Source organism: Bacillus sp. FSL K6-0255 (assembly GCF_045040725.1).
Classification (GTDB): Bacteria; Bacillota; Bacilli; order Bacillales; family Bacillaceae; genus Bacillus; species Bacillus subtilis.
On the sequence record NZ_CP150278.1, the window covers coordinates 3,749,274 to 3,771,897 of the forward strand.

The window sequence follows — 22,624 nt, forward strand, 5'->3', positions numbered from 1 at the left end:
CCCGCTTTTTAGCGGGATGTTTCTTGTAATGACCCGAACGGCAGGTTCAGCTTTTGAATCCGCGTGACAAATTCCCGCAGATCCTCCTGCTTCGACACCATTGAGATTCTGACATGCCTTTTTCCGTTGCTTCCAAAAATTTCGCCCGGTGTGACTACGACATGGGCATGCTCCAGCAAGTAATCGGAAAATTGGTGAGATGTCTCAAACGTATTCGGAATTTCAGCCCATACGTAAAAGGTTCCTTTTGGCTTTTCCATCTTCCAGCCCAGTTCCTTTTCGCAAAGCGCCGTAAAAAAGTCAATTCGTTCCTTATAAATTCGTTTCAACGATTCCGTATGCTCCGGATCTCCAGAAAGCGCCGCACTCGCTGCCTGCTGCAGCCCGCCGAACATGCCGACAAATACATGATCCTGAAATTCATTGACGGCCTGAATGATCTTTTCGTTCCCAACCGCAAACGCCATTCTCCAGCCGGCCATGTTAAATGTTTTTGAAAATGAATAAAGCTCTGCTCCGACAATTTTGGCATCCTCTGCCTCAAGAAAGCTGGCCGGTTTTTGATCGAATTCAAACGCCCCGTATGCAAAATCATGAATCAAATGGATGTTATGCTCTTTCGCAAAAGCAGCAGCTCTTGCATAAAAAGCCGCATCAGCCACAGCTCCAGTGGGGTTGTTCGGATAGTTTAAAAACATAAGCTTCGCTTTTTCCAGCACGGCTGGATCAATCTTTTCAAAATCCGGCAGATAGCCATTTTCTTCATACAACGGCATTTCGTAAAGCTCAGCTCGCGCCATCGTAATCCCTGATAAATATTCAGGGTAGCCTGGATTCGGGACTAAAGCGATGTCTCCCGGATTGAGCAGGCATTGTGTCAGCACATACAATCCGGCTTTCCCGCCTCCGAAAAGCGCGACTTCCGTTTCAGGATTGATTGTCACTCCGTATTCCCTTTTATAGAAAGCAGCGATCGCTTCCTTTAAAAAAGGATAGCCCCTGAAAGGGCCGTATCCATGAAACGAAGGATTCAGAGAAGCCTCCCGCAAAGCCTCCACAATATGCGGCGGAGTGGGAAGGTCAGGGTTCCCCTGTCCGAGATTAATGATATGGGCTCCCGTTTTTTCCATTTCCTTTACCTTTTGAAAAACGAGAGAAAACTCCTGCCTTGGAAGTGTCTTGATGACATCGGACGGTGTTATTTCCATCTAAAAGACTCCTTTTTGCTCCGTTTTGTTATCCCGTTCCAAAAACGATTTGTTGACGAGCTTCGTATGCAGAAACAAACCGCATACGATCACGACAATCAGCCCCATAATGACCGGAGCGCTTAGGATGTTAATGAGCATTGAACCAATAGAAATGCATAATCCGATAGACGCTTCGGCCACTGAAAAAATGCGCCCTTGAATCTGGTTTGCCGCATTTTCCTGAACCTTCACTTTTGCAAGCACTTCCCCGTATTCCATCGCGATGAAAAAGAGGATCGCCGCGATGACAGAAACAGCGAAAATCGGCGTAAATAAAAACAGCGCCAGCGAGACAATGGATAAAACGGTAAAGTACGTCAGGCCTCTATTGTTGTTAAAGCCCCATTTGCTGACAAGCGCCGCTCCGATAAAGCCGCCGAAGCCGATGCAGAACGTGAGAATAAAGTTGCCGATTTCCCCGTCACCCAGAAAGCGGCTGACAATCGGAAAATAGCTGTACACAACTCCCCACAGCAAAGCCATCGTAATCATCGTAAACATGGCGTTTAATACGAATGCATTGGTTTTGATTTCTTTGAGTCCTTCTTTAAAAGACTGGAAGGCCTCTTTTATGTTTTCAGATTGAATCGGCACAAACTGCAGCTTGATGCGGCTGATAAAAAAGGCCGAAACCAGGTATGTCACACCGTTAAAGGCAACAGCCAGCTCTACAGATCCGCCTAACAGAAATAGCCCTCCGGCAGCCGCCCCGACGATAATGGAGATGGTTGTCGCTTTTGCAAATAACGTGTTGATGCTTTTAATATCTGATTCCAAGGACGACATGACAGCGAGACGGGCGGGATTAAAAAACACGCCGCTTCCATAAGAAATAAACAGCAGGGCCAGAAAAATCAGCGGATACTCGCCTTTTGGAAGAAATGTGAGCCCCAAAAAGATGATGCCTCTGATGATATCCGTCCACAGCATGATCTTAATTCTGTCTAACCGGTCGACCAGAACCCCCAAAAACGGCTGAAACACCATCGGAATGCTTCTGACCACGATGACCCCGGACGTCACCCAATAATCGTGATAATATGTAGACAAAATGAGCAGGGCAGGGAGAACACAATAGTCTCCCATGAACGATAGCGCCTGCCCGTAAAGCAAGTATTTAGAGTTGGGTTTCAGCTGTTTCATACTGGCAGCACATACTTTGCCGTCAGCTTCGCATGCTGCTGAATTTGTCTGATTGATTCAGCCACATCCTGTGAATTACTGCCTTTCAGTTCAAATGCAGCAATGGAATTGAAAGCTTCAAACAATGTCAAATCAACTGAAGTGCCTGGTGCTGCGGCCGAAAAAGAAACGATTTCAGTATCCCCTTTTAAAAGCCCGTCCGGAATATCGATCGCTTCAATGACCAAATCCTCAGCAGTTTCTGGAATTTGGCCATTTTGTTTGAAATGCTGCGGGTACAAATGGCAGTCGGCGACATAGTAAGGCTCTTGATCCAATAATCCGTCAGGCAGATCGGCGTCTTTTCCGAAACAGAGGACATCTAATAATAATTGCGCCATATCAAGGCCGAAAACCTTTTTAATGTTAGGAATCATATTCCAGCCGGCAAATCTGGCTGCTGATTCTATTAAACCCGGTTCTCTGTTTTTCATTAGCTTGACCTCTGTATGTGTTGCGCAATTTTGCAGGCCAAGCCCTTCATTTGCCTTTTTGGCAGCTTCGACAATTTTCTTTTTTGCCTCTTCATCCAGAATGGACGGCGTAATGTGGGATGTCTCTGTAAACCCGATTTGCGGCGTTTTATCATGAATGGCGATCGGGAAATACTCACCGTCAGCCATGATGCCTTCTATACTGATATAGTCGGAGTACCCTTCTGTTTGATACCAGTCTCCGTACTCACCCTGTAAAAATTCTTCAGCGATAAACGGCGCTTCAAACGTAACCGCCTTTGGCACGTTAATTGATTTCAGATAGTCATTGACTCTGTTAAATTCATCTTCTGCCGTCTCAGTGTCCGTAATCAGCGTTACACCGATTGAACTCGCTAAGTATGTAGGCTTTAAGATAAGAGGTGTGCCGATCTCTTCAAGAGCAGCACGGAAATCTTCAAGAGTTGTGACTCGTTTGTTTTTGATCGATTTGACTCCGGCCTTATTAAAAGCGTCCCTCATTTTATTTTTATCTCTGGCATTTTCGGCTGCCTGCACGCCGGCACCTCTCAGGCCCAGACGTTCACAGGCTTTCGCCATCGGAGCAATGAATAATTCATTGTTTGTTGTGATGGCATCCGCCCCAAACATTTCGGCAACCTTGACGATTTGCTCGACGACCTCTTCCTCAGGCTTGTCATGATCCTCATGCGCCCAATAAATGGAATCAGGATGCTCAAAATCAGCTAAACTCTTAAAATAGTCTTTATCTTTTATGACCGCGACCGAGTATTTTTCAATCAATGCTGCATGGGAGGCTGTAATTGCAAAAGGTCTTGGAATAAAGCTGACCAGGTTATATTTTTCAGCAGCGCTTTTATAAAACATGTGCGGCGGGCAGCCTCCAAGATCAGCGATGACCAATACTGTTTTTCTCTCCATATGTAAAACACTCCTTCTCTATTGTGCGGTGTATCCTCCGTCTGCGGTGATGGCGCTTCCGGTCATATAGCTTGATAAATCCGAGGCTAAAAACAGCATCACGTTTGCGATTTCTTCAGGTTTCCCAAGCCTCAGCAGCGGATTTACCTTCGCCTTTTCTTTTTTGATCTCTTCAAGTGTGCCTTCATTATTTTCAAGGAATGATTTTTCATTCAGCGGTGTGTCGATGATCCCCGGGCATACGCAGTTCACCCGAATTTGATGTTTCGCATAATCAACGGCCATTGATTTAGTCAGCTGCAAAACCCCGCCTTTGCTGGCGTTATAAGCAGGAATATCAGGCCATGCCACGAGTCCGCCGACAGAGCACGTATTAATGATGTTGCCCTTGCCGGCGGCCAGCATATGCTTGAGTGCATGTTTGCTCATTAAAAACATGCCGGTCAAATTGACTTGCAGCACCTTGTTCCAATCGCTGAGCTCCATCTCGTGAATAGGCGCCACGATTTCGATGCCTGCATTATTAATCAAGACATCGAGCCCGCCAAATGTATGAACCGCCGATTCAACTGCGTGCTGGCAGGCAGCTTCGTCTGTGATGTCCGTTTGCACAAAGTGCAGCCTGTCATTATTTTCTTTTCGTACCATTGCTTCTCCTTGCGCTTCATCAATATCCGCCACAACCACATTGGCCTGCTGGCCCAAAAAAGCCTGAACCGCAGCATAACCAATGCCTGATGCGCCTCCTGTGATGAGGACGGTTTTATCGGTGAGGTTCATGATCATTCATCCGCCTTCATTTTTTTTGCTTTTGCCCTGTTATAGCGCGGCGGGAAGAAGATATTAATCGATTTTGATTCTTTTTCTGAACGGTTGATGGCACCATGATCTTCGCGAGGCTCACAGAAATAGGCTGTGCCGAATTTCATCTCGACTGTGCAGCCTTCGACCGTCATGTCATAGCCGCCGCCGATGCAGATGCCTATTTGTTCATTCCGATGTTTATGGAAAGGCATTTCTCCGCCATTTCCAGGGATTTTGGCAAGCATAATTTCTACCCAATCCTCAACAAAGAACGTGACTTCCATGCCCGGCAGCAGGTCTCTTGTTTTGAAAATATCCAAAAAGTAGTCCTCAGGACTTGTATATGTTTCATCAGCTTTCAGCCGCTTGATATCAATAGCAATCACTTCTTGGTCTGTGTCGTTTCTTGCCCCGTGAGGCACATGCGGCGGCGCGATATAGGCAGATTCCAAGGCTGTCATTTTTCTTGTCACATCTCCGACAGTCATCATCAGCTCGCCAGAAACGACCATGCCGATTTGGACCTCCTTATGCTGATGGGGTTCAACATTGGTATGCGGCGGGACGTAAGACATTAATACTTCAGTATCCCCTCGTACGGTTGAATACTGCCTCACTCCGTTTTCCCATTCAATTAATTTCGGTGTCGGGAAATAAAGCTCCTGCATATCTTCTTTAGTTTTCATCATCAACGTCTCCTTTTCCAAATAATGACCAGCTCATTGGAATGCTTTTGAATGTTTTTACAAAGGTTAGCCCGTACTTTTGCCGTGCAAGCTCATTGGTTAAGGCAATGTCATACAAACCTTCTTTTACTTTTCTTGCGGCTTGACTGGTTGAATTGACTAGTTTGAAACGAACATCTTTGCGGGTAAAATATTTTATTAAATTAATAGGTGAAGGATGTGAAACAATAACAGATGTATCAAGCATATCGTCTCTGAATTCAAAATCAGGACGAACAGCCAGGCCGTACATCGGTGTATCGCACCTGAAGATCTGCAATAGCTGCAAATCCGGCCTCATGTAGAAATGCTTAATGCCATCGTAAGCATGTGGGACGATGGTATATTCCAGCGGGCTTTGGAGCGTCCTTTCGATGCACGATTCAAAAGTATCATGCAAGGACAATTTACTGTTCAGCCCTTGTAGAAGAGTAAAATTGGAAATGAAATGCTTTGCTGCGTACTCACTGCTTGTCCCCTCAGGGCCGAGCGTGTTGACTGTAATGAGTTTGGATAGTGAATCAGTTCTTTTTTTTGTCTGAATGCTATTATCCAATATAATCATGAGCACCAACCAATCTTTTAAAATTTTAAGTAAATTTTATCCAGTGGAAATTGAACTGTCAATGTTTTTTGAAAATATTGATAATTATTCCCATACAAACAAAAAAACCCTTTAAAAAGGGTTTTTAATTATAGGAATTTAGAAACTTTGTTTATTGAGATAAGGACTGATCGGCCTTCTGCTCAAGTTTGCCGTACTTTTTATATGCGAATACACTGAGCACAAATCCGAGGACTGTGATGGCGGCGCAAATCAATCCGACAGCTGCATAGCCGTATGCCACATAGACGGGTCCCATTAAAGCAGAACCTAATGTCACGGCCAGATTCGAGGCGAGACTGTAAAACACCATGACTTTTCCTCGATGACGCTCTGAGCAGTCACTCAAAATGGTGCTGAGCAGCGTCACCGTCAAACTTTGCATTAATCCCCAAATAAATAGGCTGGCGATTAACAGAAACATAGACGCCGGCGCATATGGTAAACACGCCAGCAGAACGCTGATGACCCCCAGCGCAATCAAAAGGGAGCGCATTTTTCCGATGCGGTCGGCTATCTTTCCTGTAATCACACTCATGGAAAACCCGATTCCATAAATCATGATAAATAAGCCCGCAGCCGTGTTTCCTCCGGTAAAAACGTCCTGAAGATAGGTGCCTAAAAAGGAATACATACCGTAAAAACCAATCATATTACAAAAGGTTATTGTGATATAAACAGGTACACGAGGGACTTTCAGCGCATCCCGGAATGTTCCTGCGGGCTCTTCTATTTCTTCCTTGCCGCTGTTTTTATGTTGGGCATGGCGGCGCATTTCAAGGAGAATCAGCAGAACAACTAAAACACCCATCAGGGCGAAAATCCAAAACGTCCATCTCCAATGCAGGACGCCGCCGATAAATGATCCGAGCGGCACTCCGAAAATCAGCGCCAGCGACCAGCTTGAAACGATCAGTCCCATCACCTTGCCCCGGTATGTATAAGGAACACGATCACCGACAACTGCGTAAGCGGTCGGAACAAACGCTCCCGCAGCCAATCCCGAAAGCGCCCGGCCTAAAAAGAAGAAAAAAATATTTTGAGCTAAAGCGCATATCACCGTTCCTATGATAAAAATCATAAGCCCGGCCAATAAGCTCAGTTCTCTGGAGTATTTATCGCCTAATGGAACCAAAAGCGGCGCACCGATAAAAATCATAACGCCGTAAATACTGATAGATAACGCAAGGACGCTGACATCTGAGCTGAAGGCTTTTGCTAAATCCGGCAGCAGCGGTGAGATCACAAGCTCTTCAGATCCGGCTGCAAATACCCCCATCGTTAAAGCCAGTGCCAACAATAACGGAAAATGATGTTTTGTTTTGATGTCATTGTTTTGATTGCTGTTCATTCTTTCTCAAACACCTCTTCCATAATCTTCTTATCATAAAGTTGTATTATAGTTTAGCATTGTTTTTTCTCTATTTACAATTCGAACGAAATATTTATAAGTTTTATTATTTTCATTTAAATCCCATTATATATTTCTATATTTCATTCTAAAAATACATGAGGATGTAACACGTAAAAAAAGCTCTCCGGCCTCCCGGAGAGCTTTTTCTATTGCGCCTCTGTCTGCTTTTTTTCAATCGTTTCATGATTTATACGCTTTTTGATGCTTAGATGATAGTATGCATAACAGAAAATAATGATCGGCACACCGCAGTATAAGCCAATTCTTTGATCCGGAATGAAAATAAGGCTGATCAACACGCAGCCATATAAACAAAATCCGAGAATCGGGACTAGCGGATAAAGCGGCGTTCTGAACTCCAGATCATTCACATTTCCGCCTTCTGCCAGGAAACGCCTGCGAAAGAAAAATTGCGACGCACAAATGGACATCCACGCGACAACTGTCACCATGCCCGAGATTGAGATACACCATAAATACACTGTTTCTGCAGCCATGACACTTGTCAGCAGCGAACAGCCTGAAATGCCTAGCGTAATCAGCAGGGCATTCATCGGCACGCCTTTTTTTGTCAGTCTGGTGAGAAAGGAGGGACCCATTTGATTTGATGAAAGTGACCACATCATACGCGACGCCGCATACAATCCCGAATTAGCAACAGATAAAATGGCCGTTAAGATGACAAAGTTCATGATATCTGCCGAAAATGGGATGCCGATTTGATCGAGTACTGCTACAAACGGGCTTTCAATCACCCCCGCCGTTTTGTACGGAAGGATGGCAACCAAGACGAACATAGCGAGCACAAAGAAAAACAGCGTGCGCCAAATAACATTTCGAATGGATTTTGGCAGTGTTTTTTCCGGGCTTTCACTTTCCCCTGCCGCAATGCCGACAAGCTCCGTTCCCTGGAACGAGAAGTTTACCATGACCAGCGTAAACATAACGGCCAGCACCCCATTAGGGAAAAGCCCTCTATCAGTCATAAAGTTAGACAAAAAGGGTGTCTCCTGTCCGCCTTTAAAGTCAATCAAGCCAAACACAGCGGCTCCGCCAATCACAATAAATAATATGATCGCCGCCACTTTGATGCTTGAAAACCAAAATTCCATTTCCGCAAAGCTTCTGACAGAGAGCGCATTAATCAAAAAGATGACGATGCCGAACACGAGGCACCATATCCAGATCGGAACGGAGGGCAGCCACCTTTGCATCAAAATGCCTGCTGACGTCAGCTCTAACCCTACTGTATTGGCCCAGCTGAACCAATACAGCCAGCCAATCATAAAGCCTGTCGACTGTCCCAGAAATTTAGTGGCGTAGGCCTGAAACGATCCGGCCACCGGCATGGCAACAGCCAATTCTCCTAAACAAAGCATGACGAGATACATTAAAAATCCGCCGATGATATACGCGGCAATGGCGCCGAGCGGTCCCGCCTGGCTAATGGTAAAGCCAGAGCCTAGAAACAGCCCAGTGCCAATCACCCCTCCCAAAGCAATCATAAACAAATGCCTGCTTTTCATGCTGCGCTGCAATTCATTTTTATGATTCTGCATCATCCTTCCCCCTTTGGTTCTTTTGCCGTGATGGTCATCCGGTAGCTTTGCAAAAGATGAACGGTGGTTTGCTGTATGAGGAGAGGCAATACATGAAATGTGTACGGTTTATAGACTCGTTCTGTCCATTTATGGCCGTCTTTTCCGTACACGCCCATATTAATGGATGGAATATTCAGCTTGCGTATGTCTTTGAACGGAATGGTCCCAATCATATTCCACCCAGGGAAGTTCCTGATAAAAGAATCAATTTCGCCATCGGTTTCGTGCAGTGATAAAAAACTGCCGTCTGCCAAGTAGGGGAAAAACTTTTTGAAGACAAATGTTTCGCCTGTCGATTCAGCGGTTTTGTCAGCCGCTTCTTTAATCACATGCTGCAAAAGCTGATCTCTTGCGCTATCTTCTTTCAAATAGTTATGCGGCAGGTAAGGAGGTGCGTAAAATAGAATGACTTTTGCGCCTTGATCGGGGTCAAGCTTTTGAAGCTCTTCGATTGCCTGAAAGCATCTCATGCGAAGTTCAAGGTGCTCGTTGGCTTTGAATGTCTGCTCGATACACTGCTCGGGATCTATTCCCCGGTTTCTCAGCTTTTCTAAGTATTGCTCCAGGCTATACACTTGAATGCCCCATGATAAATGTTTCTTTGGCAGGTTGGCTCTTTTTACATATTCTTCGTAATAATCTGATAATTTTTGTTCTGTCTCCCGGCATGCTTCCTCAGTGACTTCAATAAGCAAATCCATCATTTCTTTTGCTGTTCTTTCATAAATAAAACAATTGAAATACAAGCTGGTGCTGACAGCCGTTTGCACATTATAGGATTCCTTGTTATCACGCTGATACAAACAGGATGGGGGCAGAACCAACTCCCCTTCAACCTTTTCTGCCAGATGGATGTTATTGTGGAGACGGCTTGTGATTTCAGATGAAATGAAATTTGGGTCAATCCCTGCCAGTGTATCGCCAACATGGACTTCACGCCCGTAAATGTAAAAGCAAGGCAACAGTTTTCCCGCGGCTCCGGTATAGATATATCTTGTCTGATCACCATCGTAAAGCGGGGTAATAAAATCCGTATTAATAGCAGCCAAATAGTGAAGCTGTTTTTCTTTTTTTAGCCGGTTCAGCTCTGAAATGCTGGCGAGAATGCCCGAATGCTGGCTCTCCTCATCGGGATTGGCCATAAACAATACATTTCCCGGCAACGTCTCAAGGTTCTCCGAAAAATGCAGGAGATTGGCTAAATGCACGGCGATGCCGCTTTGCATATCGACAGATCCTCTTCCGAACATCCACTCGCCTGATTTGGCATCCCGCTGAACATCCTGATCGAACTCATAGCGGCTGAAATACTCGGCCAATTTCTCACAATCAAAAGCGATATCCTTTAAAGGGCCGAAATCTTCAATTCCAACTGTATCCAGATGGGCATGGTAAATGACTGTATTTCGGCTTTCTCCATGTCCTTTAATAAACGCAAAAATATTTTTGCGTTTGTATGGGTCATTGGGAATGGCCTGTTCCCACACATGACTGGGGTTTTCCTGAAAATAAGGATAGCTCGTGATCACTTCTTTGATGAAATCTGCTTTTGTCCCTTCTCCAACGGTGCCGTTCACGCTGCTGAGGCTGACCAGAGATGCTGTCAGCGCCTCCACTCTTTCAGCCGGATTCATGTGACTGATTTTTGTATACTGCATAAATTGTCCTCCTGATCAAAAAGTTGAAATCGTGCGATCCGCTAAAGAATCGCACGATTTTATTTCTCTCAAATCAAAAAGCTTCGGACGTTGTTTTGGCTTGCATATGAAGAATTAAGTAATCGGGACCGCCTGCTTTTGAGTCTGTTCCTGACATATTAAAACCGCCGAACGGCTGATAGCCGACAATTGCTCCGGTACATCCTCTGTTAAAATATAGGTTTCCGACATGGAAATCCTCGCGCGCCCGTTCAATGTGCGCACGGTTTTTCGTCAGAAGCGCACCTGTTAATCCGTATTCCGTGTTATTGGCAATCTCCAGCATATGATCGAAATCACGCGCTTTGCAAATCGCAACAACCGGGCCGAAAATTTCTTCCTGCATCAAGCGGGCGTTTTCATCAACATCTGCAAAGATCGTCGGCTGAATAAAGTAGCCTTTTGAATCATCGCCTTCTCCGCCGGCCAATAGCTTGCCTTCAGATTTGCCGATTTCAATGTATTTCATCACTTTGTTGTAGGATGCTTCATGAATCACGGGACCCATATACGTATCAGGATCTTCTGGATTGCCGACAGTCAGCGTTTTGGTCAGCGCCACAGCTTTTTCCACCACTTCATCATACACATCCTGATGAATGACCGCGCGGGAGCCCGCAGAACACTTCTGTCCTGAATATCCAAATGCTGAATACACGATAGAGGATGCAGCAAGGTCAAGATCAGCGTCCTTGTCGACAAGCACTGTGTCTTTTCCGCCCATTTCTGCAATTACCCGTTTGAGCCATTTTTGGCCCGGCTGCACTTTGGCAGCTCGCTCATAAATCCGGCAGCCGACTGCACGGGAACCTGTAAATGAGACAAACCGTGTCTTCGGATGCTCAACTAAGAAATCACCGATCTCCGCACCATCTCCCGGAATGTAATTCAGAACGCCGTTTGGCAGACCCGCTTCCTCCATGACCTCGACAAATTTTGCTGCCACTACCGGGGCTGCGTCAGCCGGTTTTAAGAGAATCGTATTTCCTGTCACAATCGCTGCCACCGCTGTTCCCGCCATAATCGCGAGCGGGAAGTTAAATGGAGAAATGACGATGCCGACGCCAAGCGCTTCGTAATGATATTGATTGACCTCGCCAGCACGGCTCTTCACCGGAGCCCCTTCCTTGAGCTTTAACATTTGGCGCGCGTAGAACTCTAAAAAGTCTATCGCTTCAGCCGTGTCCGCATCTGCTTCCTTCCACGGTTTTCCTGCTTCCTTCACAAGATAGCTTGAAAATTCATGCTTTCTTCTGCGCAAAATAGCCGCTGCCTTAAAGAGAATATTTGCGCGGTGCTCCGGTCTTTGTTTTTTCCAGGAATCAAATGCCTGCAATGCGGCTTGCATCGCTTTTTCAGCAAGCTCTTGATCCGCTGTAGACGCGTACCCAATGATCTCTTCTTTATTTGCCGGGTTAATAGAAATGATTTTGCGGTCCGTTTCAATTTTTTCTCCATTTATGACAAGCGGATAATGCTTGCCGAGCTGAGTGTTTACAAAGGCCAATGACTCCCCAAATGCAGTTTTATTCTTTGCTTCCGTAAAATCGGTAAATGGTTCGTGCGCGTATGTGACTGTCATATGTAGTCCCCCTCGTGTTATGAAATATATCTTCGCATATGAATAAAAATGCAAGAATCATGCCATTTTCTTGTCTTTTGCTGAAAAAACTTGTTGAATCGAACAGAAATTTGTCTAACAGGTGATCACCTTTCTCTTTTTCCGATCTTGAACGCAAATTTATTTTGCGTTTTTTGCTCTTTACGCAAAAAACAAATGCAAAATTATTTTGCGGAGGCTTCTCAAATTAGACCCATCCGCGGAAACGCGATGCTTCTGCCGATTTTCTGATGCCCGTCATGTAAGCCGCCAAACGCATATCCACTTTATGTGTTGCCGCTGTTTGATAAATTGTTTCGAACGAGCTGACCATGACGCTTCTCAGTTTTTCTGCAACCTCTTCTTCCGACCAATAATATCCTTGGTTGTTTTGCACCCATTCAAAATAAGAAACCGTGACGCCGCCGGCACTCGCTAGGATATCCGGCACAAGCAGCACGCCTCTTTCATTCAGGATCTTAGTGGCATCAATGGTTGTCGGGCCGTTCGCCGCTTCAACGACGATTGACGCCTGAATGTTATGTGCGTTTTTGGCTGTGATTTGATTGGAGATCGCGGCAGGCACTAAAATATCGCAATCCTTTTCAAGCAGCTCCTCATTTGTGATGACGTCAGTAAATAAATTGGTGACCATACCAAAGCTGTCCCGTTTATCGAGCAAATAAGGGATATCAAGGCCGTCTGGGTTGTAGAGCCCGCCATTGGCATCAGAAATCCCGATCACCTTCGCGCCCGCATCGTGCATGAATTTGGCCAGGAAGCTACCCGCGTTTCCAAAGCCCTGTATGATGATGCGCGCGTTTTGCAGCTTGATCCCTTTTTTCTTCACCGCCTCTTCAATACAAATCGTGACGCCCTGTGCCGTCGCTGTTTCCCGTCCTTGCGATCCTCCCAAAACAAGCGGTTTACCTGTAATAAAGCCCGGAGAATCGAATTCCCGCAGCCGGCTGTACTCATCCATCATCCACGCCATAATCTGCGAATTGGTGTACACATCGGGAGCTGGAATATCCTTTGTCGGACCGACGATCTGGCTGATGGCACGGACATACCCCCTGCTCAGCCTTTCCAGTTCTCCAAATGACATTGTCCGCGGATCACAAATAATACCGCCCTTCCCGCCGCCGTAAGGAAGATTGGCAATCCCGCATTTGAGCGTCATCCAAATGGATAATGCCTTTACTTCCTCTTCATTAACTTCTGGATGGAAGCGAACGCCCCCCTTTGTCGGACCGACAGCATCATTGTGCTGTGACCGGTAGCCTGTGAACACTTTGACGCTCCCATTGTCCATTTTGACCGGAATGCGGACAGTGAGCATTCTCTGCGGCTCTTTCATGAGTTCATACATATCTCCCGGATAACCCAGCTTCCGAAGGGCTTCCTTAATGATTGTTTGGGTAGACAGAAATAAGTTAAGAGCTTCTTTTTCTTCATCTTTCGAGACTTGCTTTGCTGACATCTTTTTCACCTCATTGTTTTTTTGGCCGGCTGTAATGTAAGCGCTTTAAAAAATCAGCCCGCCAATTCCTTTCTTCATTGGATTCACCCTTATCATCATGCAAGATCCGTACCAGCTTTTGAATCCACAAAAAAAGAGACTGAAAACATCTCAGTCTCTGACTACAAATCTATCGATTAACGGGGATCAATCACCAGCTGCGTTTCAGCATAAAAACTGCCGATTCCCAAACCGTTTACTACATCGCCTTTAATCGTGTAAGTGCCTGCGCGAGGAAGAGTTTTACGCACCATGACAAGGTCAAATTCGGATGCGCCTAACAAATCAAGCGTAAGCGGGAGTCTGACTGTTTTTCCATCGTTTAAAATCTGTGTTTCTTTCAGTGTTCTTCCATTCACTGAATCTCTTGTCGTAGCATGAAACCCGTCAGGAAATTGAAATTCTACCGCTCCAAGAGAAAGCACCGCATTTGGTTTATATGTCACTTCAATATCAGAAATGGTCCACTCTTTCGTGCTGTTAACTGTTTTTGCCTCGATTGATGCAGACTGTGCATGAGCTTGGCCCGAAGGAAGTAAGATTGATAGTAAAACAGCTGAACTGATGAATAATGAAGATACGAATGAAGTTCTTTTTAGCATGACATTTCCCCCTAATTGATTGTTGAAATTTGGCCAGAGCGTCCTCTGCAGAAAAAGCGCTTTTTCATAATTCGCGAATTACCAGTTCTTTTTCTTAAAAATTAATCTATCATCATTTTCCATGGAAGTAAATGTTTTTTAAGGAATATTAACACTTGGAATTCAATGAGAATTCCTTCCTGTTTATACAAGGTTCAAATGGACGATTTCCCTCTCTTTTTCTAGTAACATCTGCCTGACATTTTATATCTTTTATCCTATTTTAAAAAAGGGCAAAAAAAGTCGAAGATGCCTCTGCTCTTCGATTGATCACGTTCCTATTTTTATCTGAATTCAGTGTTCCAGTTAAAACCGATCGTCTCATCATCCCACGGAATTCTTTTTTCATCAGGCTGATCCGGGTTATACGACATGGTGGTAAAATAGATAATTGTCAGCGGCGTCTCTCCCAGCACTCTATATCCGTGAGCCACCCCTTTTGGGATTAATAACAGCATCGGGTTGTCTTCGCCCATATAATAGACGTCCGTTTCTCCTTTTGTCTTTGAATCCTCTCGAAGATCGTATAGGACAACCTGAGCGTGGCCGGTTGGGAAGAACCAGAGATCATCCTGCTTCTCATGATAATGAAATGCCTTAATCACACCCGGATAGCTTTTCGACCAAGAGGCCTGCCCAAAATGCTCAAGGAGATTCTCATCGTCCCGGACCAGCTCAGCAAAAAAGCCTCTGTCATCGCTATGCTTCATCAATTTTTTCACCTTGACTCCATCAATCACACGCACTGCTCCTTTCCTGCAAATACTCTCGTAACGCTTCCCGCCAGTGGCGGGGGCGGATGCCGGCTTCTTCAATAGCCCGATGGCTCAGCACAGAGTATGCCGGACGGGGCGTTTTGTTCCCGTATTCCTCTGTCGTTACAGACAAAATGGCTGTTTCCAGCCCGCTTTCTTCCATAATTGCCGTCGCAAACTCATACCAGCTGCATATGCCTGAATTGCTGACATGATAGATGCCCGGCGGATGGCTGAACAGCTTGATGACCGCTTCTGCTAAATCCTTCGTATAAGTCGGCGAACCAATTTGATCGCTGACAACCCGAAGCTCTTGTTTCGTTTCAGCAAGTTTCAGCATGGTTTCAACGAAATTACTGCCGCCATGTCCGTACACCCACGATGTCCTGATGATCGTGCTGTCTTTTGTCGTTAATCGTATCAGTTCTTCTCCGAGCCTTTTGCTTTTGCCATAAATGGTTTTCGGATCGAGGGGATCGTCTTCCCTATATGGCTGGGTTCCTTTCCCATTGAATACATAGTCCGTGCTGATATGAACATATTGAGCTCCGATGCGGGTTGACTCAAGCGCTGTATAATAAGCGCCGATTCCGTTAATCAAGTACGCTTTATCAAGCTCTTTCTCGCATTGATCAACCGACGTAAACGCGGCGCTATTGACCACGATATCCGGCTGATAATGGCCAAACGAATGCCGTACTGAGCGCTGGTCAGCAATGTTCATCATCTTCTTTGTTAACGCAATGACCTCATATCCGGCTTGCTTCAGCTGGCGGCATAGTTCCAAGCCAAGCTGTCCTCCCGCCCCAGTCACCAATACCTTTGTCAATCAGATCACCTTCTCATCGGTCATTGTCTGTATACCACTGAATCGTACGCGCAATGCCTTCTTCAAACGTCACTTCCTGCCGCCAGCCCAGTTCGTTTTTCAGCTTTGATGCATTGATCGCATAGCGCCGGTCATGCCCTTTTCGGTCTTCCACGTGGGCGAACAATTCCTCACAGCCCAGATGCTTCAAAATGACACTCGCCAGCTCTTTATTCGTGCGTTCATTTCCGCCGCCGATGTTATACACCTCGCCGTCGGTCCCTTTTTCTAAAATCAGCTTGATCGCGCGGCAATGATCCTCCGCAAACAGCCAGTCTCGGATCTGGAGTCCATCGCCATACAGCGGAACAGGCAGGCCCTGCTTCGCATGACGGATAATCGTCGGAATCATTTTTTCGCTGTGCTGATAAGGTCCGTAATTGTTGCTGCATCGTGTAATGATGGCCGGAAGCTTGTGGGTTTTCACATAAGACAACACGAGCAAATCAGAGCTTGCTTTGCTGGCTGAGTATGGGTTATTAGGAGAAAGCGGCGTCGTTTCTGTAAACGCGGGATCATCCGCTTTTAAATCCCCGTATACCTCATCTGTTGAAATATGAATCAGCTTCTTGGCTTTTCCTTTCAAGACCGCTTCCGCCAATCGGTATGTCCCCATGACATTTGTGGTGATAAACGGCTCCGCTTGGGAAATGCTTCTGTCCACATGCGATTCTGCTGCGAAGTGAATGACGCCATCGTAGGTCTCGTCAAAAGCGCGGTCGATATCCTCCTGAACGCTGATGTCCCCTTTTACAAAGCGAAAACGGCTGTTTTGCTTTAATTTTTCCATTTCCTCCGGGTGGCTGGCGTACGTCAGTTTATCTAAAACGGTAATGCGCGCATCCGTTTCCCTCAGCATGAGCTTTGTAAACGTGAGCCCGATGAAGCCGGCCCCGCCTGTAATTAAATATGATTTTGCCATCACTTTTCGTCCTGTCCTTTCCGTAAAGCCTGGTGTACAAGCTGGGAAGCGAGATAAAGCGATTCGTGAGTTCCGGCATCTACCCACCAGCCTGATAACACATCATACGTAAGCTGGCTGTTTTCGATGTATAGATTATTCACATCGGTGATTTCCAGCTCGCCGCGCTTTGATGGTGATATTTGTTCAATATATGAAAACACCTCTGCATCATACATATAAATGCCGGTAACACAAAGGTTGGTCGGTGGCTGTTCGGGCTTTTCGATGATGGAACGAATCCGCTTGTTTTTCTCATCAATCTCAGCAATCCCGAAACGTTCCGGGTCATCAACTTCTTTCAGAAGCACTTTTGCTCCTTTCCCCTGCTGTTCAAAGCGTTCTGTATAAGGCTTTAATGAATCTTCAAATATATTATCACCTAATAATAAAATGAAAGACTCTTTTTTCGTAAAGCGCTTTGCATAAGACAGCCCATCCGAAATGCCCGATGCTGCCGGCTGTACTTGATAAGTGATAGTAACGCCAAGCTCTTCCCCGTTCCCAAGCAGTTTGTAAAATTGCGGCATATGCTCCTTTTGGCTGATGAGTAAAATGTCTTTTATTCCGGCTTCCTGCAGCTTCATAATCGACCAGTATATCATCGGATACGGGCCTACAGGAAGCAAATGCTTGTTGACGGCTTTCGTTAAGGGCATAAGGCGTGAGCCGTTTCCTCCGGCTAAAATAACACCTTTCACATTAACACTTCCTTACATGCATTTTTATATCTCTTGTTCATATAAATCTTGAAGAATAGCTGTTACCCGTATAATGCCTTTGCCATCCACGAGCGGCCTTCCTCCCTTGTGCAAAGAAAGGCGAAGAGGATAGCTGCTCATAATGCGTGACATCTGATAGATGAGTGTTTCATCCGGTACAAGCTCACCCAATCCAAGATCAAGAGCGGCGCCTTGGTCAGCAAATGTTTTGGCTGTAGCCGTTTGATGCTCAACCTGAGAAAGAACAAGGCACGGCACGCCGATGCAAATGGCTTCATATAGAGAGATGCCGCCAGCGACAATGGCTGCGTCCGCTTGTTTCATCAAACCTGCCATATCATTTGTCTGTTCGATCATCTTGTACTGCGGCTTCTTTTCGATCCGCCTTCGGACTGCCTCTTGATGCGGTGAAGCGCTCCCCATCACAAACATCATGTTTTTGTCTTTTATGTCGGGGACTTGATCAGCGGCAGCCAGCACTTTAAAAATAAGCTGCTTCGGATCACTTCCTCCTAATGCAACAAGGATATTGCGGCAGTCTTTCTTAAGTGTGTAATCCTCTCTTGCGGCCTGAAAGGCGGGGTGAAGAATAAGATAGTCCGGACCTTCATAGATGCGTGTGTTTCCCTGAACGTACACCCTGCTTCTGATGTCACCGTAAATTCCGTTAATGACTGCGTCACTATATTGAATCGATTTACCGTTTTTCTCTTCAAAAAGAACAATTTTCGCATCTGTCTCCGTCTTTATTTTCTTTAACAGCTCTGCAGGCGCGCCTAGAATATCAAACAAAAGCAAATCAAGCTTCTTGCTTTTTATTTCCCGGAGAATAAATTCGTGCTGCTGCAGCTCCGGCTTTACGATGACCTGCCAATGCTCTTCATGAAGAAACGCTTCAGAATCCTGATTCGTATAAAACGTAATCAAGCATCGCTGTTTGAGCCCCTCCGCAAGCCTCTTCATCCGGACAACATGGCCCATTCCCTTTTCATAGCCGCCGTCTGCGAAGATCCCAACATGCATGGCTAGTCAGCCTCTCGTTCGGTTGCCGCATCGGGGTTCCGGTTCAGAAGGGTGATAAGCTCTGAGGCGGATACATCGGGGCGCTCGCCTGCTTTTTGATAGAGGGCCTTTATCGATTCATAGTCTTCCTTTGTATCAATGGTCAGCCGATATTGAGGGGCGCGAAATCGTTCCGGCGCCTCTAAAAACTGAACACGATAAAGAGCTGGATGATTCCTTATATATAACGTGACATGCTCCTGATATTGATCCTCCAAAGCCTGAATACGGCTGATGTCAATTAACAGGTTGGCGTTGACCACTTCGCCGCAAATCCCTAATGGGGCATTCAGGATATACGTATAATCCGAGCCTTGATCAAAATGCGCCTGAATCATTACATCGAGCAGCTCAGGATCGACAAACGGATTATCACCTGTTAACCGGATGATGACTGACGGTTTAACAGCTTCTATGACCTTCACAAACCTATCGAGGACACGTTCTTCGCTCCCGCGGAAAACACGAAAGCCTTGTTTGATACAGTGCGCCTCTAATATGTCGTCAGTTTCTTTGTCAGACGTGGCGATGACAAGATTATCCCGATCCTTTTGGTAAAACGCGCTTTGCCGGACACGGTGAACGAGAATATCAAGTAAACGATTCGATCCGAGCGGCCGAAGCACTTTTCCCGGAAGCCTTGTTGAACCCATTCTTGCTTGAATGATAAAGAGAATATCATTCATGAAACGGGCTGTCCTTCAGTAAAATGTCATCCCAGACAATGCCTGTGTCGGCTGGAATGTCTCTTACAGCCCGAACACCGCTGGTCAGCAGTTCAAAAAATCTCGGGTGCAGCCCCTGCGGCTTTTGTCCGGGCCGAAGCACTGCGATATTGTCTTCACTAAAGGCTTCACCTTTTTGAATCGGAGCTGTTGTAAAAATGCCTCTGTATGCAAAGTTTCTGATTTCTCCTTCGATGGCGGTCGTTGTTTTGTATGAACTGCCAAGCAGTTTTTCAGAGACCGGCTTTGTGATCCCCTGTTTCAGCTCAGCTTCCGTTTTCCTGATGCCATCGACCATTTCTTTCAATTCATCCGGATTTAATGCAAACGAGTGGTCAGCACCCGGCAGATTTTTATCGATCGTAAAATGCTTTTCTATCAGTTTTGCTCCGAGCCGAACCGCGGCACACGGCGCTTCTGTCGGATGCTCGCTATGATCGGAGAAGCCGATTACCGCCTCAGGAAAAGCGGCGGCAAGCATCGGAATGACGCTGAGGTTGCTGTACTCCGGCGGTGCTGGGTATTTCGCCACACAATGCATTATGGCAATTTGATTGTTTCCCTCTGCCCTGATGGTGCGCCAAGCTTCGTGAACATCAGAGATTTCAGCTCCGGCTGTCGAGAAAATCATCGGCCTGTTCAGCCGGGCGACATATTTAAGCAGCGGGAGATGGTTAATTTCATAGGATGCGATTTTAAAAGCGCTCGGCGAGGTAGACTGAAGCAGATCAGCTGACCCCTCGTCACATACCGTACTTAAAAAGATCACCTGCTTTTCGCGGCAGTAATCCAATAGCGGTAAAATCCACTCAGCAGGCATTTCCATAGATTGAACCAAAGAAAAAATAGAGACGTCCTTGCCCGCTGCCGTCTTGTACAAACCAGGATCTTTCTGGTACATCCTATCAGCTTGGAACATTTGAAATTTCACGGCATCCGCTCCCGCTTCCGCCGCGGCGTCTATCAGCGCAAAAGCCTGATCAAGCTTCCCGTCATGATTAATCCCCGCCTCAGCAATAATAAAAACAGGAGCGTCTTTGCCTACAGTTTTATTCGCGATCTGAAACGCTGCCATTATTTCGCCTCCTTGCCCGGCCAAATATGATAATAGTAATACGATTGTTCAGCGGTGAAGCCCATTCGTTCATAAAGGCGGATCGCCCTTACATTGTGAAGCTGCGTCCCCGCTGTTACCGTTCTATGCTTCTGGGTCTCCGGTTGTTCTATGAGATTCGCCAATAAATGAAACGCAATACGTTTCCCTTCAAATCCCGGCTTTACAGCCATCAAATCGAGAATGCACTCATCATCTCTTGATAAGCCCTGAAGATAGCCGATGACCTCGCCATTGTGTTTAGCGACAATATTGACCGCCGCCCTTCCATTCAGATTGTTTCGTGTCCACTCCTGAAATATTTCGTTTGCTGCATCGCGGCTGAGATGAGGATCCTGAAAATATCTGCTTTTTGTAAACGAGTCTCGGGCCAGCTCACATATCGCTTCTGTGTCTCCGGGCTCAGGCGGGCCCAGTTCAAAAAATGGCGGTGTTTTGTCATAAAAAGACGGAGGCATCGCCAGCTTCAGCAAACTCCCGACAAAGTAAGAGGATGGCTGCTGTTGTATCACATGCGCGGCTCCGATATCTTCAGCCGGAACACGGACAAAGATAAAATCCGTTTCATCCATTTGGCGTACAGTATAAAAAGCTTCAAACAGCCTCTTTAGCTGCCCGGTACTATTTGCCGCAAGAAGTTTGACGTTCATGACTTTCTTCTGAAGCACCTTGCTTTCCCACAAAGAATCTTCGTAAAGCAATACGCCTTGGAGCCTGCTGTTTTCAAAAAGGCCGAGGGAAAATTGATACGGAACATCCAATGTAAGCTTTCTGCTTTGGAGAAATTCCTCAATTGCCTCTTTGGAGACATTTTCTTTTACCGTATACACTTAATCAGCCCCTTTTACGATATCCCGCACAGCTTCAATGACATCATCTACATCATCGTCAGACATTGATGGATAGAGCGGGAGAGAAAGGGTTCGTTTATAGTAATTCATGGCATTCGGAAAGTCCGCTTCCTTATATCCAAATTGCTTTTGATAATACGGATGAATGTGTACTGGAATAAAATGAACGCTAGTGCCGATATTGTATTCATCCTTTAAAGCCGTAATCATTTCGCTGCGCGTAACCCCGGCCTTTTTTTCATCAACTTGCAGAACATATAGATGCCAGGCGTGCCTGCCGTCATCATGGACAAACGGCGTGATCAGCCCAGGAATCTGCTGAAAAGCGGTTTGATAGCGGCCGGCAATCTCTTCTCTCCGTTTCTGCATATCATCCAGCCGTTTCAGCTGATGAAGTCCGAGGGCCGCCTGCAAATCAAACATATTCATCTTATAGCCGGGCGATTCGACTTCATAGTACCAGCTGCCATTTGAAGAATAACGGTTCCATGCGGCTTTACTCATGCCGTGAAGGCTTAGCACCCGTATCTTATCGGCAAGCTCCTCATCATCAGTCGTCAGCATGCCGCCTTCCCCTGTCGCGAGGTTTTTGGTGGCGTAAAAGCTGAATGCCGTTGCATCCCCGATAGAACCGATCATTCTTTGCTTATAAGTCGTATATACCGCATGTGCCGCATCCTCCAGCACGAATAAACCATGATTTTGGGCAACAGCCAATATTGCATCCATATCGCAGGACTGCCCGCCAAAGTGGACGGGCACAACTGCTTTCGTTCGCGGTGTGACGGCCGCCTCAAGCTTTACCGGGTCAATATTGAGCGTGTTTTCGTCAATATCCGCAAACACAGGCGTCGCTCCCGTATGAATAATCGTATTGGCGGTCGAGCTGAACGTAAGCGGAGAGGTAATGACCTCGTCCCCGGGCCCAATCCCTTTTGCTTTCAAAGCCAAAAATAAAGCTGCGGTACATGAATTCACCGCCACGGCGTGCTTCGCCCCGACAAACGCGGCAAACTCTTTTTCAAACTGCTGAACCTTCGGGCCTTTAGAGAGCCATCCCGATTCAAGCGTTTCTGTAACCTCCTGAATTTCTTCCTTACCGATTAACGGCAATGAGTAAGGGAGAAAATGATTTCTCTTTTGCACCATT

General features: G+C 46.1%; 21 protein-coding genes. All 21 read right to left on the reverse strand.

The genetic code is table 11. The annotated features are described in order from the left end of the window. Positions 1-8: 8 nt before the first annotated feature. On the reverse strand, positions 9-1,208 hold the full coding sequence (gene bacF, locus MHB62_RS19550; RefSeq protein WP_032722710.1) for a transaminase BacF: 1,200 nt from the start codon (positions 1,206-1,208) through the stop codon (positions 9-11). Beyond that, positions 1,209-2,393, reverse strand: coding sequence for a bacilysin exporter BacE (gene bacE / locus MHB62_RS19555; protein WP_003227502.1), 1,185 nt, complete (start codon positions 2,391-2,393; stop codon positions 1,209-1,211). After that, the gene (gene bacD / locus MHB62_RS19560; RefSeq protein WP_032722711.1) at positions 2,390-3,808 is read right to left on the reverse strand and encodes an alanine--anticapsin ligase; all 1,419 of its coding nucleotides are present in this window, start codon (positions 3,806-3,808) and stop codon (positions 2,390-2,392) included. Before bacD ends, bacE begins: the two co-directional genes overlap by 4 nt. Positions 3,809-3,826: 18 nt before the next feature. After that, on the reverse strand, positions 3,827-4,588 hold the full coding sequence (gene bacC / locus MHB62_RS19565; RefSeq protein ID WP_003243359.1) for a dihydroanticapsin 7-dehydrogenase: 762 nt from the start codon (positions 4,586-4,588) through the stop codon (positions 3,827-3,829). 2 nt (positions 4,589-4,590) lie between these two features. Beyond that, entirely contained in the window at positions 4,591-5,298 is a 708-nt protein-coding gene (gene bacB / locus MHB62_RS19570; RefSeq protein ID WP_003244300.1) for a 3-((4R)-4-hydroxycyclohexa-1,5-dien-1-yl)-2-oxopropanoate isomerase, read from the reverse strand. Beyond that, positions 5,288-5,902, reverse strand: coding sequence for a prephenate decarboxylase (bacA, locus tag MHB62_RS19575; protein WP_009968341.1), 615 nt, complete (start codon positions 5,900-5,902; stop codon positions 5,288-5,290). Before bacA ends, bacB begins: the two co-directional genes overlap by 11 nt. A gap of 151 nt (positions 5,903-6,053) precedes the next feature. Next, positions 6,054-7,292: an MFS transporter gene (locus MHB62_RS19580; protein WP_003242790.1), complete on the reverse strand. Its 1,239-nt coding sequence runs from the start codon at positions 7,290-7,292 to the stop codon at positions 6,054-6,056. Between the two features lie 209 nt (positions 7,293-7,501). Beyond that, positions 7,502-8,914, reverse strand: a complete 1,413-nt coding sequence (locus MHB62_RS19585) for an amino acid permease (protein ID WP_003244348.1) — start codon at positions 8,912-8,914, stop codon at positions 7,502-7,504. Beyond that, positions 8,914-10,614: a M20 family metallopeptidase gene (locus tag MHB62_RS19590; RefSeq protein WP_003227487.1), complete on the reverse strand. Its 1,701-nt coding sequence runs from the start codon at positions 10,612-10,614 to the stop codon at positions 8,914-8,916. Before MHB62_RS19590 ends, MHB62_RS19585 begins: the two co-directional genes overlap by 1 nt. A 73-nt stretch (positions 10,615-10,687) precedes the next feature. After that, on the reverse strand, positions 10,688-12,235 hold the full coding sequence (gene pruA, locus MHB62_RS19595) for an L-glutamate gamma-semialdehyde dehydrogenase (protein ID WP_003243454.1): 1,548 nt from the start codon (positions 12,233-12,235) through the stop codon (positions 10,688-10,690). Positions 12,236-12,461: 226 nt separating this feature from the next. After that, complete coding sequence (rocG, locus tag MHB62_RS19600; RefSeq protein ID WP_003227482.1) at positions 12,462-13,736, reverse strand: glutamate dehydrogenase; 1,275 nt, start codon at positions 13,734-13,736, stop codon at positions 12,462-12,464. A gap of 176 nt (positions 13,737-13,912) precedes the next feature. Beyond that, a complete protein-coding gene (gene bslB, locus MHB62_RS19605) occupies positions 13,913-14,377 on the reverse strand; it encodes a biofilm surface layer hydrophobin BslB (protein WP_003242493.1) in 465 nt (154 codons plus the stop codon). A 323-nt stretch (positions 14,378-14,700) separates the two neighbouring features. After that, positions 14,701-15,156 (reverse strand): dTDP-4-dehydrorhamnose 3,5-epimerase family protein, encoded by a 456-nt coding sequence (locus tag MHB62_RS19610; protein ID WP_003242881.1) that lies wholly within the window; start codon positions 15,154-15,156, stop codon positions 14,701-14,703. Then, the gene (rfbD, locus tag MHB62_RS19615) at positions 15,149-16,000 is read right to left on the reverse strand and encodes a dTDP-4-dehydrorhamnose reductase (RefSeq protein WP_003242585.1); all 852 of its coding nucleotides are present in this window, start codon (positions 15,998-16,000) and stop codon (positions 15,149-15,151) included. Before rfbD ends, MHB62_RS19610 begins: the two co-directional genes overlap by 8 nt. Before the next feature lie 13 nt (positions 16,001-16,013). Beyond that, positions 16,014-16,961: a dTDP-glucose 4,6-dehydratase gene (rfbB, locus tag MHB62_RS19620; protein WP_003244201.1), complete on the reverse strand. Its 948-nt coding sequence runs from the start codon at positions 16,959-16,961 to the stop codon at positions 16,014-16,016. Next, positions 16,961-17,701 (reverse strand): sugar phosphate nucleotidyltransferase, encoded by a 741-nt coding sequence (locus MHB62_RS19625; protein WP_003243368.1) that lies wholly within the window; start codon positions 17,699-17,701, stop codon positions 16,961-16,963. The genes rfbB and MHB62_RS19625 overlap by 1 nt, the downstream gene beginning before the upstream one ends. A gap of 24 nt (positions 17,702-17,725) precedes the next feature. Beyond that, positions 17,726-18,745, reverse strand: coding sequence for a PseG/SpsG family protein (locus MHB62_RS19630; protein WP_003244190.1), 1,020 nt, complete (start codon positions 18,743-18,745; stop codon positions 17,726-17,728). A gap of 2 nt (positions 18,746-18,747) precedes the next feature. Beyond that, positions 18,748-19,470, reverse strand: a complete 723-nt coding sequence (locus tag MHB62_RS19635) for a spore coat polysaccharide biosynthesis protein SpsF (protein WP_003243421.1) — start codon at positions 19,468-19,470, stop codon at positions 18,748-18,750. After that, complete coding sequence (locus MHB62_RS19640; RefSeq protein WP_003243135.1) at positions 19,463-20,584, reverse strand: N-acetylneuraminate synthase family protein; 1,122 nt, start codon at positions 20,582-20,584, stop codon at positions 19,463-19,465. Before MHB62_RS19640 ends, MHB62_RS19635 begins: the two co-directional genes overlap by 8 nt. Further along, entirely contained in the window at positions 20,584-21,453 is an 870-nt protein-coding gene (locus MHB62_RS19645) for a GNAT family N-acetyltransferase (protein WP_003243179.1), read from the reverse strand. Before MHB62_RS19645 ends, MHB62_RS19640 begins: the two co-directional genes overlap by 1 nt. Further along, positions 21,454-22,623: a DegT/DnrJ/EryC1/StrS aminotransferase family protein gene (locus MHB62_RS19650; protein WP_003243878.1), complete on the reverse strand. Its 1,170-nt coding sequence runs from the start codon at positions 22,621-22,623 to the stop codon at positions 21,454-21,456. Between the last annotated feature and the right edge of the window lies 1 nt (position 22,624).